General features: G+C 68.0%; 14 protein-coding genes. 10 read left to right on the top strand and 4 right to left on the bottom strand.

Translation table 11 applies throughout. The annotated features are described in order from the left end of the window. Window positions 1–77: 77 nt before the first annotated feature. From NDI65_RS13905 to NDI65_RS13875, 7 genes are all read left to right on the top strand, one after another. Window positions 78–1,043 (top strand): branched-chain amino acid ABC transporter permease, encoded by a 966-nt coding sequence (locus NDI65_RS13905; RefSeq protein ID WP_089781804.1) that lies wholly within the window; start codon window positions 78–80, stop codon window positions 1,041–1,043. Further along, window positions 1,040–2,116: a branched-chain amino acid ABC transporter permease gene (locus NDI65_RS13900; RefSeq protein ID WP_089781806.1), complete on the top strand. Its 1,077-nt coding sequence runs from the start codon at window positions 1,040–1,042 to the stop codon at window positions 2,114–2,116. Before NDI65_RS13905 ends, NDI65_RS13900 begins: the two co-directional genes overlap by 4 nt. Continuing rightward, entirely contained in the window at window positions 2,116–2,907 is a 792-nt protein-coding gene (locus NDI65_RS13895) for an ABC transporter ATP-binding protein (protein WP_089781809.1), read from the top strand. The genes NDI65_RS13900 and NDI65_RS13895 overlap by 1 nt, the downstream gene beginning before the upstream one ends. Then, window positions 2,900–3,604, top strand: coding sequence for an ABC transporter ATP-binding protein (locus NDI65_RS13890; RefSeq protein ID WP_089781811.1), 705 nt, complete (start codon window positions 2,900–2,902; stop codon window positions 3,602–3,604). Before NDI65_RS13895 ends, NDI65_RS13890 begins: the two co-directional genes overlap by 8 nt. A gap of 1 nt (window position 3,605) precedes the next feature. Next, window positions 3,606–4,934 (top strand): MmgE/PrpD family protein, encoded by a 1,329-nt coding sequence (locus tag NDI65_RS13885; RefSeq protein WP_089781813.1) that lies wholly within the window; start codon window positions 3,606–3,608, stop codon window positions 4,932–4,934. 27 nt (window positions 4,935–4,961) lie between these two features. Further along, a complete protein-coding gene (locus NDI65_RS13880) occupies window positions 4,962–6,335 on the top strand; it encodes an MmgE/PrpD family protein (RefSeq protein ID WP_310893756.1) in 1,374 nt (457 codons plus the stop codon). A gap of 69 nt (window positions 6,336–6,404) precedes the next feature. Next, the gene (locus tag NDI65_RS13875; protein WP_310893755.1) at window positions 6,405–7,175 is read left to right on the top strand and encodes an IclR family transcriptional regulator; all 771 of its coding nucleotides are present in this window, start codon (window positions 6,405–6,407) and stop codon (window positions 7,173–7,175) included. A gap of 754 nt (window positions 7,176–7,929) precedes the next feature. Here the strand turns inward: NDI65_RS13875 and NDI65_RS13870 are convergent. Beyond that, on the bottom strand, window positions 7,930–9,018 hold the full coding sequence (locus NDI65_RS13870; RefSeq protein ID WP_089781260.1) for a guanosine monophosphate reductase: 1,089 nt from the start codon (window positions 9,016–9,018) through the stop codon (window positions 7,930–7,932). Window positions 9,019–9,436: 418 nt separating this feature from the next. Between NDI65_RS13870 and glmU the strand changes: the two genes are divergently transcribed. The 3 genes from glmU to NDI65_RS13855 all read left to right on the top strand — a co-directional run bounded on the left by glmU (window position 9,437) and on the right by NDI65_RS13855 (window position 12,892). Next, window positions 9,437–10,717, top strand: coding sequence for a bifunctional sugar-1-phosphate nucleotidylyltransferase/acetyltransferase (gene glmU, locus NDI65_RS13865; protein ID WP_310893754.1), 1,281 nt, complete (start codon window positions 9,437–9,439; stop codon window positions 10,715–10,717). A 93-nt stretch (window positions 10,718–10,810) separates the two neighbouring features. After that, window positions 10,811–12,232 carry a response regulator gene (locus NDI65_RS13860; RefSeq protein ID WP_310893753.1) on the top strand — a complete coding sequence of 474 codons (1,422 nt, stop codon included), beginning with the start codon at window positions 10,811–10,813 and terminating at the stop codon, window positions 12,230–12,232. Window positions 12,233–12,448: 216 nt separating this feature from the next. Beyond that, window positions 12,449–12,892 (top strand): Rrf2 family transcriptional regulator, encoded by a 444-nt coding sequence (locus NDI65_RS13855; protein WP_089781255.1) that lies wholly within the window; start codon window positions 12,449–12,451, stop codon window positions 12,890–12,892. Between the two features lie 18 nt (window positions 12,893–12,910). Here the strand turns inward: NDI65_RS13855 and NDI65_RS13850 are convergent, their stop codons facing one another. The 3 genes from NDI65_RS13850 to NDI65_RS13840 all read right to left on the bottom strand — a co-directional run bounded on the left by NDI65_RS13850 (window position 12,911) and on the right by NDI65_RS13840 (window position 14,635). Next, window positions 12,911–13,282, bottom strand: a complete 372-nt coding sequence (locus tag NDI65_RS13850; protein ID WP_089781253.1) for a helix-turn-helix domain-containing protein — start codon at window positions 13,280–13,282, stop codon at window positions 12,911–12,913. Window positions 13,283–13,408: 126 nt separating this feature from the next. After that, window positions 13,409–13,765, bottom strand: a complete 357-nt coding sequence (locus NDI65_RS13845) for a hypothetical protein (RefSeq protein ID WP_089781251.1) — start codon at window positions 13,763–13,765, stop codon at window positions 13,409–13,411. Between the two features lie 90 nt (window positions 13,766–13,855). Continuing rightward, window positions 13,856–14,635, bottom strand: coding sequence for a DICT sensory domain-containing protein (locus tag NDI65_RS13840; protein WP_310893752.1), 780 nt, complete (start codon window positions 14,633–14,635; stop codon window positions 13,856–13,858). Between the last annotated feature and the right edge of the window lie 121 nt (window positions 14,636–14,756).

Raw genomic sequence — 14,756 nt, 5'->3', positions numbered from 1 at the left:
CCGTCACGTCAACGAACCGTCCCGAACGATAGCACCTTTTATGGGGGATGCCAACAATTCCCGAGCGTAGAAACCGCATGGGACACCTAGTCACATCGGTCGCGCCGCTGCCGCTGCAGGGCGGGGGCCTCGGCCGATTCATCGACCCGTTCGCACAGTTCCTGACAGACATCACCAATCTGGAGCCCGTCCTTCTGCAGCTGCTCGCGTTCGGCCTCCTGCTCGGGGGCGTCTACGCGCTGACGGCGCTCGGGCTGACGATGATATTCGGCGTGATGGACGTCATCAACTTCGCCCACGGCGTCTTCCTCGTCGTCGGGATGTACTCGGTGTGGTTAGTCTCCGAGACGGCGGGTATCAGCCCGTTCATCGGTATCCCCATCGCCGCCGCCGTGCTGTTCGTCCTCGGGGTGGTGGTCCATATTCTCACGGTCGAACCCATCATCGAGGCACCGCAGCAGAACCAGCTCATCGCCACGCTGGGCGTCCTCTTTATCGTCCAGTCGGCCATCGAAATCGTGTTCACGCCCGACCCCCAGCAGGTCGAACTCTCGCTCGGGTCGATACAGGTCGGCGGCGTGTTCATCCCGCTCGGGCAGTTCTACGCGCTCGTCATCGCGCTCGGGACGATGCTCGCCGTGCGGGCGTTCCTGAACCGGACCGACCTCGGCCGGAAGATTCGCGGCACGGCCGACAACCGCGACGGCGCGCGCTACGTCGGCATCAACGTCCGCCGCATCAACTACCTCACCTTCGGCATCGGCGCGGCGCTGGCCGGCGTGGCCGGCGGCTCCATCGCGCTGTTCCAGCGGTTCGACCCCTTCACCGGCGAGACGTACCTCATCAACGCCTTCGTCATCGTCATCCTCGGCGGCCTCGGCTCGTTCCCCGGCGCGTTCGTCGGCGGCCTCATCGTCGGGCTGATTCAGGTGTTCGGCGGCTACTACCTCCCCGGGACCACCGCGCAGGTGCTCATCTTCCTGCTTTTCATCGGGACGCTCCTCGTCAAGCCCGAGGGCCTGTTCGGAGGTGCTGAGGCGTGAGCGCAATCGAGACGGTCCGCGACCGCTACCGGACGTTCGACGACGGGCGGTACGCCCCGCTCGTGAAGGGCGTCGCGCTGTTCGGCCTGCTCGCGGCGCTCCCGACGCTCATCGAAATCGACGTCGCCGGGATGGAGCTCGCGGCGACGCTGAGCCTCCGAATGCTCATCCTCACGGTCATCTACGCCTACACGGCGCAGGCGTGGAACATCATGTCCGGCTACACCGGGCAGTTCTCGTTCGGGCACGCGGCGTTCTTCGGCGTCGGCGCGTACGCCACGCAGGCGCTCGTCGTCGACTTCGCGGTGAACCCGTGGGTCGGAATGCTCGTCGGCGGCGTGCTCGCGGCGGGGTACGGCCTCGTCATCGGCGCGCTGTCGTTCCGCTTCAACCTGCAGGGCCACTACTTCGCGCTGGCGACGCTGGCGTTCGCGGAGCTGCTCCGCTTCGTCGTCACCAACATGTCCGAACTCCACGGGGCCAACGGCTACTTCAAGCCGTTCCCGCGCGACTACGGCGCCGAGTACGGCCTCGCGGCCTTCCAGTTCCAGAGCGACCTGCCGTACTACTACCTCATCGTCGGCTTCCTGCTGGTCGTGACGCTCGTCTCGTGGCTCATCAAGAACTCGTGGGTCGGGCTGTACTTCTTCGCCATCCGCGAGGACGAGCGGGCCGCCGCCAGCGTCGGCGTGCCGAGCTTCCGGTACAAGCTCATCGGCGTCGCCGTCAGCGCCTTCTTCACCGCCCTCGGCGGTGCCTACTGGTCGATGTACTTCAACACCATCCGCCCCGACACCGTGTTCGCGCTGTTCAAGAACGTCGAACTGCTCCTCCCCGCGGTCGTCGGCGGCCCGGGGACGCTTCTGGGCCCCATCGTCGGCTCGTTCATCGTCACGCCGGTCAGCGAGGTGGCGCGGACGACGTTCTCCGACATCAACGGCCTCGACCGCATCATCTACGGCGCGTTCCTCGTGGCCATCGTCATCTACTCGCCGCGCGGCGTCGTGAGTTGGCCGAGTCAGGCGCGCGCCCTCTGGGAGCGCGTCCGCGACGACGAGGAGGTGAGCGAGTGATGTCGGCGGACGAGACGACCGCGCAGAGCGTCGACGACCCGGATGCAGACATCGAGCGCGAGGGCGAGCGGATTCTGTCGGTCGAGGGCGTCGGCAAGCGCTTCTCCGGCCTGCAGGCGCTCGACGACGTGGACATGACCGTCAACCGCGGCGAGATTATCGGCCTCATCGGGCCGAACGGCGCGGGCAAGACCACGCTGTTCAACTGCATCAGCGGGGCGTTCCCGCCGACGAGCGGGACCGTCAGACTCGACGGCGAGGTCATCTCCGGCCTCCCGGCGCACAAAGTCGCGCGGGCGGGGCTGGCGCGGACGTTCCAAATCACGCGCCCGCTGGAGGAGCTGACCGTCGTCGAGAACGCGATGGTCGGCGCGCACATACACACGCGCCGCCGGAGCGAGGCGCGCGAAATCGCCATGGAGAACCTCGAATTCGTCGGGCTCGCGGACAAGGCCGACGAGGAGGCGGGCGAACTCACCGTGGGCGCACAGAAGCGCCTCGAACTCGCCCGCGCCGTCTCGACGCGCCCGGAGATTCTGCTCCTCGACGAGATTATGGCGGGGCTCACCCCGTCGGAGTCGAAGCAGATGCTCGACCTGTTCCGCCAACTGCGCGAGCGCGGGACGAGCCTCCTCATCATCGAACACGACATGAAAGCCATCATGAACATCTCGGACTACGTGAAAGTGCTGGACCAGGGGAAGGGCATCGCCTTCGGCGCGCCGGAGACGGTGGTCGAAGACGACCGCGTCATCGAGGCCTACATCGGGGGGTTCGACGTCGATGCTTGAACTGCGCGGCGTCCGCGCCGGCTACGACGACATCGAGGTGCTCCACGGCGTCGACATGCGCGTCGACGAGGGCGAAATCGTCGCACTCATCGGCTCGAACGGCGCGGGCAAGACCACGACGATGCGAACCATCTGCGGCATCCTCTCGCCGAGCCGCGGCGAGATAACCTACCGCGACGAGGCGATTCACTCGAAGGCGTCCCACGAAATCGTCGAGCGCGGCATCGTGCAGGTCCCCGAGAACCGCGACCTGTTCACCAACATGACCGTCATCGACAACCTGCTTCTCGGCGCGCAGACCGAGGAGGCGAAGGCGAACCGCGAGGAGAACCTCGACGAGATGCTGGGGCTGTTCCCCCGACTCGCGGAACGCAAGAACCAACGCGCCGGCACGATGTCCGGCGGGGAACAGCAGATGCTGACCCTCGCCCGCGCGCTCATGGGCGAACCCGACCTGCTCATCCTCGACGAGCCCTCCATCGGCCTCGCGCCGCACCTCGTCCAAGAGGTGTTCGACGTCATCGAGGACATCCACGCGCAGGGCATGACGGTGCTCATGGTCGAACAGAACGTCCAGCAGACGCTCAAGCTGGCCGACCGGGGCTACGTCATGGAGAACGGCCGCATCAGCATGACCGCCGACGGCGACGACCTCCTCGAAGACGAGGGCGTCGTCGAGGCGTACCTCGGGGTGTGAGATGACGGACGAATCGCTCGCGTCGTTCGTCGCCGACCTCGACCGGACCGACCTCCCCGCGTCGGTCGTCGAGCGCGCGTCCCTCGTCGTCGCTGACACCATCGGCGCGGTGCTGGGCGGCGCGTCGGACCCCGCGGTCGCCGCGCTGGCGCGCCGGTGGGCCGACGAGAACGGCGGCGAATCGACCATCATGGGGACCGCGGGCGAGCGGACCACCGCGTACCGCGCCGCGTTCGTCAACGCGGCCGCCGGGAGCGTCCTCGAACTCGACGAGGGCCACCGCTTCGCGGCCGGTCACCCCGCGATTCACGTCCTGCCGGCGCTCCTCGCGGACGGCGAATCGGCCTACCGCAGCGGCGACGAGTTCCTGACGGCGTTCGTCGCCGGCTACGAGGCGGCGGTCCGCGCCGCCGAGACGGTCGTCCCGCTCGCCGACGGCCTCCACCCCCACGGCGTGTGGGGCGGCGTCGGCACCGCCGCAGCCGTCTCCCGACTCCGCGGCCTCGACGCCGAGACGACGCTCGACGCGATGCGAATCGCGGCGAACTACGCCCAGCACACCCGGTTCGAGGCGGCCACCGAGGGCGCGACCGTCAGAAACGGCTACGTCGGGATGAGCAACCTCTCGGGGCTGCTCGCGGTCGATCAAGCCGAATCCGGGTTCACCGGCCTCGACGACGGCGTGGTCCGACACCTCGAACCCGTCGCCGCGGACGGCCCCGACCGGAGCGCCCTCGACGACGGACTCGGCGAGCGCTGGGAAATCGAGCGCGGCTACTTCAAGGTCCACGCGGCCTGCCGCTACACCCACGCCGCCCTCGACGCCGTGGCGCCCCTCGTCGACGAGACGGGCGTCGTCGCGGCCGACGTCGAGTCGGTCACCGTCGAGACGTACCCCGCCGCGGCCGCGCTGTCGGAGCCCGCGCCCGAAAACGCCCTGCAGGCGAAGTTCTCGATTCCCTTCGCCGTCGCGTCGGCGCTGACGACCGGCGAGACCGGCAAGGAGGCGTTCACCGACGAGGCGCTGACGAAGACCGCGCTCGGGTTCGCCCGCCGCGTGGACGTGGTCGCCACCGAGGAGTTCGCGACCCGCGCCCCCGACGAGCGCGGCGCGCGCGTCACCGTCGAAACGGTCGATGGCGAACGGTACGCCCGCGAGGTGCGCGCCGCCCGCGGCGGCGAACGCGACCCGTTCACCGAATCGGAGCTCCGAGCGAAGTTCGACCGACTCGTCGCGCCCGTCATCGGCGACGGCGGCGTCGACGGCCTCTGGACCGCGGCGACCGAACCCGCCGCCCCCCGCGTGCTCTGCGCCCTCACTCGGGCCTGAGCCGCCCTGCGACCACGTATTCAGACCATGATTTCACAGGAACCAGTCCGAGACTGGGAACGACAGGTGCACGGCTTTCTGACCGACGAGCTACCCGACGACGTGCGCGCCGACGGCGAGCGAATCGTCGCGGACGTGCTCGCGGCGACCGTCGCGGGGGCGGCCGCCCCGCAACACGCGGGCGTCTTCCGCGACGCGGCGCTGGCCGACGGCCCGGCGTCCGTCCTCGGGACCGACCGCCGCGTCGGCCCGTCGCAGGCGGCGCTGTTGAACGCGACGGCCGCGATAACACAGGAGATAGAGGAGGGCCACAACCGCGGCGGCCACGTGGGCGCGAGCATCGTCGCGGGCGCGGTCGGCGTCGCCGAGGCCCACGACGTGGACGGCGAGACGTTCGTGGAAGCCTGCGTCCGCTCCTACGAGCTCTGCGCGCGCTTCGAGTACGCCATCTTCGCGATGAAGGCCCGGATGAACGAGGCGATTCCGTGGCTCGTCCGCGACCCGCACTCGACGTGGACGACGCTCGGACCGGCGCTGACCGCCGCCGTCTGCGCGGGACAGTCGCCCGACGGGGTGCGCGAGACGGTCCGGACCGCGCTGAACCTCGCGGTCGTCTCCATGCACGACCCCTTCGCGGAGGGCGCGCCGTCGCGGAACGTCACCGCCGGATTCTCCGCGCAGGCCGGCGTGAGCGCCGCGACGCTGACCGCCGCCGGCCTCCGCGGGTCGCCCGCGGCGATGGAGAGCGTCTACGACCCGTTCGAAACGCTCCTCGCGGACGGCGAGTTCACCGCGCTGTTCGACTCGCTCGGCGACGACTGGTGGATTTCCGAGGCCTACCAGAAGCCGTACCCGTCGTGTCGCTACACCCACGCCCCGCTCGACGCGCTTCGGGACGCCGGCGCGGCCGACCTCGCGCCCGGCGACGTGGACCGAATCGACGTGTACACCTACCGCAACGGCGTCGATATGAGTCACGCGCGGCCCGAGACGCTCACCGCGGCGAAGTTCTCGACGCCGTACGTCCTCGCCCGCTGGGTCGCCGACGGGAGCGTCGAACTCGACGACTTCCTCGACGACGCGCTCGGTGACGAGGCCGTCCAAGCGCTCACGGAGCGCGTCCATCTCCACGCGGACGAGGCGTTCGAGCGGGCGTTCCCCGACGACTGGGGCGCGCGCGTCGAGGTGACCGCCCGCGACGGAAGCCGCTACGTCGGCGAGCGCGAGTACCCACGCGGCGACTACCGCGACCCGCTTTCGGCGACTGACCTCGACGCGCGCAACCGCGACCTGCTCGCGTTCGGCCTCGGCGACGACGCCGCGGACGCGGCGCTCGACGCGCTCTCGTCGGTCGGTTCGACGCCGGTTCGAGAAACCGTCGCGGCGCTGACGCGAGAGTAATCCGAACACTCGTTCGGCCCGTCCGAACGAGACGGCAACAATTATTACCTCACTCTCTCAGTGATAACTATGGACACGGACGGACGCGATGCCGCGGGGTCAATCGGCGCTACGAAAACCTCGTTCGGCATCGTCGAACACATCAGAGACCACGACGCGAGCGGGGTGTCGGAGATAGCGAACGACCTCGGTATCTCGAAGAGCACGGCCCACAACCACCTCAAGACGCTCGCGGGACTCGGCTACGTCGTCAGGCAGGGCGACGAGTACGCGCTGGGTCTGAAGTTCCTCGACCTCGGCGACCACGCCCGGACGCGACACGCGCTGTATCACGCGTCCATCGGCGAGATGGACGACCTCGTCGAGGCCGTCGGCGAGCGCGGACAGGTGATGGTCGAGGAGAACGGCCGGGGCGTCTACATCTATCAGGTGAAGTCCGAACAGGGCCTCCAGACCGACTCGCACATCGGCACGACCGTCGACCTCCACGCCACGTCGGTCGGCAAGTCCTATCTCGCCTTCTGCGACGAAAAGCGCCGAAAGGAGATTCTCGACGGCGAACTGACGCGCCTGACGACGAAGACGATAGGCGACCGCGACGCCCTCGAAGCCGAGTTGGCGACGATTCGCGAGCGCGGCTACGCCTTCAACGACGAAGAGCGCATCACCGGTATGCGGGCGGTCGGCGCGCCGATTCTCTCCGACGACGAGACCATCCTCGGCGCAATCAGCGTCTCCGGGCCGACGACCCGGATGAAAGGCGAGTGGTACCACACGGAGGTCCCCGAGATGGTGACGCAGGCCGCCCGCGTCATCGGCATCCGCGCGACCTACTCGTAGGTATCCATCGATACGGAACGAACGTTCGTCACAGGTGTATTTCGGGCGATAATTGTCGGCCCGCGGTCCGTCCCCCGAAGCCGTTCGAATCCGAGCCGAAAAACGCCGCACTGGAATTACAAAATTATGATTGTAACGAGAAAGCGGACCGAACCATGCGACCCGCGACGCCGGGGCGGTCGTCCCCGCGAGACGGTCGGTTCCGAAGGAGGTTTGCCGACGAACATGTCACAAATTCGTATACATTAAGTAACCTGATAAGTATGCCCATCCTAAAACGCAAACGGCGGCGCGAGTCGCGTTCGGGGGTCGGATATCGACGGGTCGGAACTTGCGTCGGCCGGTGTGGATTCGACATTTCGAACGGGAGTTTCCGCGCTATTAACGCGGTAGTTCGGACGAAATGCAGACGCCTGCTGCGACGTGAGAGACTGAGTATTCGGCGTGTGACGAGTCTGACCGCGGAACGGTTCGCTTCAGTTCGGAGCAGTACGTAGACTCCACACAACTACCAGAGGGAGAAATTGTTGGAGATATAGTTTCGAATCTGAAATAGTTAGGACGCGACATCGCCGCCGGCGGCGGCAGGGTCGGCGATGCCGCTAGGCGACAGCGCGGTCACGCCGGAGCGAACGCGTCGCTGCGGGCCGCGTCATGTCGCGTCGTGATTCACCGTGTCTCGCGGCGCACCGCATCGAGGTACCGAGGCGCATCGAAGCGTACCGCGGCGCGGGTCGGTTCCCGACGCCCAGCGTCAGTCGGCCATCGGGGCCTGTAACTCGCGTTCGGCCTCCTCGTCGACCTCGACGGGTCCCTCGGCGAAGACGACGCCGTGTGCGCCCTCGCGCTCCTTCGCGCTCGCCGCGACGCGGACGAACGAGGCCTTCTCGCGGGCGTCCGCGAGCGTGTGGCCGCCGCAGTAGCTCACGCCGGAGCGAATCCCACCGAGGAACTCCTCGACGAGCGGTTCGACCGGTCCCTTGTAGGGCGTGAGCGCCTCGACGCCCTCGCCGGCGTCCACGTCGCTCTGTTTGTCCTCGCGGTCGTCGGCGGCCTCCGTCGAGGCCATCCCGCGGGAGCGCTTGTACGCCTCGCCGTCGACCTCGACCACGCGGCCCGGCGCCTCGTCGGTCCCGGCGAAGAAGCTCCCCATCATGACGGTGTCAGCGCCGGCCATGAGCGCCTTCGCGGCGTCGCCGGAGGTCCGAATCCCCCCGTCGGCCATGACGTGGATACCGAGGTCGTGCGCCCGCTCGGCGCACTCCGAGACGGCCGTGAGCTGCGGGTAGCCCGCGCCCGCGACCTCGCGGGTCGTACAGTGTGATCCCGGCCCGACGCCGACTTTCACGCAGTCCGCGCCGACCTCCCAGAGGTCTTCGACGGCCGCCGGCGTGACGACGTTGCCCGCGACGATTTCGGGGTCGAACTCGTCGCGAATCCGCTCGACCGCGTCGAGACACCGCTCCATGTGGCCGTGAGCGATGTCCATCACAATCGCGTCCGCGCCGGCGTCGAGAAGCGCCTCGGTCCGGTCGAGGTAGTCCTCGTTGATGCCGACCGCGCCCGAGACGGTCCCGCCCGCCGCGGCGACGCGGCGGACCTGTTCGGCCTGCTCGTCCACGTCGAGGAAGCGGTGGACGACGCCGAGGCCGCCGAGCCCGGAGAGCGCCGCTGCGAGGTCCGCTTCGGTGACGGTGTCCATGGCGGCGCTGACGAGCGGCGTGTCGAGGCGCAAGCCCGGCGTCACGTTGGTCGAGAGGTCCACGTCGCTCCGGCTGTCGACCGGGGAGCGCTGTGGAACCAGCAATACGTCTCCGTAAGAGAGTCCTGTGCGAATCTCCATCGTAACCCTCCACAGCCGAAGGGTGGGACGGTAATAACGCCCACGAACGCGGTTCGCCTCGCCGCGGAACGAAACTATTACCCGCCGGCGTTCGTCCGTTCACTAACACACGGCGCCGCGTCTCGTGCGAATCTCCAACCCATCGTAACCCCAACGTATTCGCCGTTCGCGGGCCGTGTGGTTCGAACCGTCCCGGAGCGACCGCGACGCGCGACGGTGGAGTTTCGGACCCGAATTCGAAACTGGGTTCGTAAACGTTTTCGAATATTAAGATTGACGGGAGGTTGCCGCGTCGACCGCACCACCGCAAGTCGGCGACGGTAGGTGGATCAGAGGCAACCCACAGCGCCGCGATTGGTCCCCGCCTCGGTATCGTTCGGACCGAAGGAATTTCTTCCGCGCAGCCCCTTAGGGAGGTATGCAGACTGTCATTCTCGCCGCCGGCCGCGGCACCCGGATGCGTCCGCTCACGGACCGCCGACCGAAGCCGATGCTCCCCGTGGCCGACCGGCCGCTCGTCGCGCACACCGCCGACGCGGCCGTCGAGGCGGGCGCGACGGACATCACCCTCGTCGTCGGCTACGAGGCCGGAGACGTGCGCGACTACTTCGGCGACGAGCGCGGCGGCGTCCCCGTCGAGTTCGCCGTCCAGTCGGAACAGCGCGGGACGGCCGACGCGGTCCGCGCCGCGGCCCCCCACCTCGACCCCGACGAGCCGTTCGTCGTCCTCAACGGCGACGCGCTGTACGACGTGCCGTCGCTGTCGACGCTGTACGAGGGCACGCCCGCGGTCGGGTCGTTCCGCGTCGCCGACCCGAGTTCCTACGGCGTCCTCGACACCGACGACGAGGGCTTCGTCACCGGCGTCGTCGAGAAGCCCGCGGACCCGCCGTCGGACCTCGTCAACGCCGGCGCGTACGTCTTCCCGGCCGAGGCTCACGGCTGGCTCGACGTGGACGAGAGCGACCGCGGCGAACTCGAACTGACCGACGTGCTCGCGGCGACCTGCGAGGCCTACGACGTGCGCGGCGTCGCCTTCGACCGCTGGCTCGACGTGGGGCGGCCGTGGGAACTCCTCGAAGCCAACGAGTGGAAACTCGGCGAGCTCGAACCGCGAATCGACGGCGACGTGTCCGAGCGGGCCGAACTCGACGGGCCGGTCGTCGTCGAGGCGGGCGCGACAGTCCGCTCCGGCGTGGTCATCGAGGGGCCGGTGCTCGTCCGCAGCGGGGCCACCGTCGGGCCGAACGCCTACGTCCGGGGGCACACGCTCGTCGGCGAGAACGCCAAGGTCGGCCACGCCGTCGAGGTGAAAAACAGCGTCCTGATGGAGGGCGCGACGGTCGGCCACCTCTCGTACGTCGGCGACAGCATCCTCGGCCGCGACGTGAACTTCGGCGCGGGGACCAAGGTCGCGAACCTCCGCCACGACGGCGAACCCGTCCGGCAGATGCTCAAGGGCGAACTCGTCTCCTCGGGCCGCCGGAAGTACGGCGTCGTCCTCGGCGACGGGGTGAAAACCGGCATCAACGCCTCGCTGAACGCGGGCGTCAGAATCCCGACCGGCGGGACGGTCAAGCCCGGCGAGTCCGTCCTCTACGACCGCGTGGACGAGAACGACGCGGGCGGCGAGACGGGCGGCGGCGAGGCGACCGACGGCGAGGCGACCGACGACGAGGCGACCGCCGGCGAGGACTGACGCGAATCCGCCTCGGAGCAGACAGCTGCCACGATGTCGGTAGGTGAGTCGCCAAACAGTTATCAGACACAACGGCGAATCGGCACGACAGTAATGGACGTGACCGAGGGGGAGTCGGCGACGAGGCGCGTGCTCTACGTCGACGACGACGAGGGGCTGTTAGCGTTGACGAAGCGGTTTCTCGAATCGTCGGGCGACGGAATCGAGGTCGTGACGACCGGCTCGCCGCGGCGGGCGCTGGCACTGCTCGCGTCGGAGTCGTTCGACGCGGTCGTCTCCGACTACCAGATGCCGGAGATGTCCGGGCTGGAACTGCTGTCGGTGCTCCGAGAGGAGCGCGGCTCCGACGTGCCCTTCGTCATCTTCACCGGGCGGAGCCGCGAGGAAGTCGCCATCGAGGCGCTGAACCTCGGCGCGGACAGCTACCTCCAGAAGGGCGGCGACCCGACGGCGCAGTACGGCGTCCTCCGGCAGACGCTCGTCCGCATCACGGACCACCGGCGCGCGGAACGGCGACTCCGAGAGCGCGAGGCGTACCTCCGCGTCACCCTCGACTCCATCGCCGAGGGCGTCGTCGCCACCGACGCCGACGGGACGGTCGTCCAACTGAACCGGACCGCCGAGGAGATAACCGGCTACGACGCCGACGACGCCGTCGGCGAACCGCTGTCGGACGTGCTCTCGCTCGCCGATGGCGAGACCGGCGAGCCCGTCGACCCGATGCGGCGCGTCGCCGCGGCGGGCGGGGCGGTCGAAGTCGCCGCGGGAACGAAGCTCGCGACGAGCGACGGCGACGAGCGCTACATCGAAGACAGCATGTCGCCCATCAGGACCGACGACGGGACGGTCGAGGGCGTCGTCGCCGTCTTCCGCGACGTGACCGAGGCGCACCGCGAGCGGGAGCGACGCGAGCGCCAACAGCGGGCGCTCATCGACCTCGCGACCGACGAGGCGGTCATCGGGGGCTCGTTCGAGGAGGCGCTGCCGCGAATCACCGAGACGATGGCGACGGTGCTGAACGTCGAGCGGGCGAGCGTCTGGCTGTTCGACGACGCCGAGACGCTCCGCTGTGTCGACCAGTACGACCGGGCGTCGGGCGGACACGACCGCGGAACGACGCTGACCGCCTCGAACTACCCGTCGTACTTCGGGGCGCTGGCGGCGAACCGGTCGCTCGGCGTCGACGACGTTCAGACCGACCCCGCGACCGCGGAGCTTCGGGACGGCTACCTCGAACAGAAGGGCATCGCGTCGATGCTCGACGCGACGGTCAGGTCGGGCGGCGAGGTCGTCGGCGTCGTCTGTCACGAACACGTCGGAGAGCCGCGACAGTGGCGGACCGACGAACGCAGGTTCGCCGCGGAGGTCGCCGACAACGTGGTCATCGCGCTCGTGCGGGCGACCGAGACCGAAGCGGGCGAGACGGAGAGAAACGAACGCGGAGTCGGAACGCGAGCGGGCGAGGAAAAACGGGGAGGCCGCGCGAAGCCGCGGGCGGAGCGAAACGAGGAGTAAGTCGACCGTGGCGTGGGCAACTCGTCCGGACCGTTCTCGCTCACGAGTCTACTTTTCGACCGTTCGGAGCCGCATCCGGTCGATTCTTGCCGGCCGATTCGAACATCGGACCCCCGTTCCGGACTGGGGGTTGAAAAACGGCAGTTCCGCGGCGAATCCGGCGAAATCAGCGCAGCACCGTGAAATCTAAAATGCCCGTAGCACCAAAGAACGTATATGTCGAACAGCAGCCGATTCGTCGTCGCGACGCACGTGCTGACTAACTTGGCGGTGCGGAGCGACGAGCGGCTGTCTTCCGACCGTCTCGCGTGGAGCGTCAACACGAACCCGGTGGTCATCCGTCAGCTCCTGTGTTCGCTCCGCGAGGCGGACCTCGTCGATTCCAAGCGCGGCCCGACCGGCGGCTTCACGCTGGCGCGCGAGCCGGACGCCATCACGCTTCGCGACATCTACGAGGCGGTGGAAGACGCCGAGCCGTTCTGTTTCCACACGAACGAACCGAACGACGAGTGCACTATCGGCGAACACATCCAGCCGGTGCTCGGCGAACTGCTCGAACCGGCGATTCAGGCGATGCTCGACGAACTCGACGCGGTCACCGTCGCGGACGTCCACGCGGAAATCGTCGCGACGGCGGGCGGCGACCCGCTCGAAGCGTAGCGCGGCGCTGAGCGCCGTTCAGACCGTCGACTGAACCGTCTCGGCTTCGGCCGACTCCTCCTCGCGTTCGGCGTCGAGCCACTCGGTCGCCCACTCCTGTATCTCGTCGAACACCGGACACAGCGAGACGCCCTTGTCGGTCAGCGAGTAGTACGTCGCGACCGGCGCGTCCTCCTCCATCCGGCGGTCGACGAAGCCGTGTTCCTGCAGGTCGTCGAGGACGCGAGAGAGCGTCCGCGAACTCGCGCCGGTCGAGCGCTTCAGCTCGTTGAACCGCTTTTCACCGTCTTGGAGGTCGTGGAGGACGATGAGACGCCACTGCGACCCGATCTGCTTCAGCGAGTCGATGATGGGACAGGGGGCGTCGTCGAGGTTCATATCCGTGGCCATACCCACACATCGGGTCCGGCCCTCTTTAGCGGTTCGGTTAGTACACCTGCTTTCGAAACGTTACCTGATTCGGCTTCGGACCGACAGGCTGACCGGCTGACCGGTTCGACCGGAGCGCCGGTCGGCTCAGGCGAGCAGACGCGAGAGGAGGAGGAACACGCGCTTGAGGTTCTTCGAGAGGCTCGTCTGGTTCTCCGAGAAGAGCGTCACTCCGTCGTCCGGCCCGTGAATCTGTAGACAGCGGCCCCGGTCCGAGAGGTCCTTCAGTTCGATGCCCCGGACCGAGTCGAGGGGGACGACGAGATAGCGGAACTCCTCGTCTTGGATGTCGGCGTTACAGTGGTCGCCGTAGACGTGGATACTCCGTTCCGTGACCGCGAGTTCGTAGCCGATGTAGCTCATCCCGGCGATTTCGGCCCCGGCGCGACCGCCCTTGACCTTGCCTTTCAGGTGCGAGGCGTCGAGGAGGATTCCGTCAACCATACCGCCCGGTTCCGGGCGGGCGGCCCTAAGTATTCGCGCCCAGTTCTCCGAATTGATTCTGCGAACGGGGCGCGAACCGGCGCGGTCGAGTCAGCGCCGGGGGTTCGGTCGAGCGGTCATCTGCCGACGGCCGTCAGCGCCGTCGCCGGAGCCGTCGGATTCGATAATCGAGTACGACGAGACGAGGTGGTTGACGATGTAGTCGACCGTCGAGGGGTCGTACGTCCAGAAGCCGGTGAAGCCGAACCCCGGTTCGGGCTCCTCGGCGACGAGCGCGCACTTGTAGTCGCCGACGCCGTTGCCGTCGTAGGCGACGAACCAGGAGTTCCGAATCTCGTCGGTGCGCGCGAGGTGGAGTTGGAACTGGTCCGCCTGCGGGACCTCGCCGTTCGGGTAGATGTACGCGTGGACCGAGAGGTCGTCGCGGCCGCCGAGACGGCGGTACGTGTCGAGTTGCGGGCGGAGGTTGCCGCCCGACTGGAAGCCAGAGTGAAGTTCGCCCGCGCCGACGCGCCACGCGCGGTCCTCGATTTCGCGGGTGGCGTTGAGCATCTGCTGACGGTCGTACGAGGTAAACAGCGTCTCGTCGAGATGGTCGAGAATCGGCGCGTACGAGTCGCGTTCGAAGCCCGGTTCGACGTTCTCGGGGGGCCTGAGGAGGTCGTCGACCGAGACGGCCGTGTGGAATTTGTCGCCGGTCCCCAGCACGGCGTAGTTCGAGGGGCCCTCGTCGGAACTCGCGGACTCCACCGAGACGTTTCGGTCCGAAAAATGCTCGGCGAGTCGCTCGGCGACGCCGGGGGCCGGATTGAACACCGTCAGAGTTCGCTCCGCGGCGGCGACGCCGGAGATGAGTTCGCTGAGAGACATTACCGGTCCAAGGAACGCTACAACAGGTTATGATTCTTTGCAATAATGTGGCATGAGAGACTCAATGAGAGAGTACGCGAAGCCGAGTGACTCCCGGCGGGTTACGAGGCCGTTACCGGGG

The organism is Haloferax sp. S2CR25 (assembly GCF_031624535.1).
GTDB lineage: Archaea > Halobacteriota > Halobacteria > Halobacteriales > Haloferacaceae > Haloferax > Haloferax massiliensis.
Note: the sequence above shows the minus strand (reverse complement) of the source record. Positions and strands in the feature narration are given on the sequence as shown.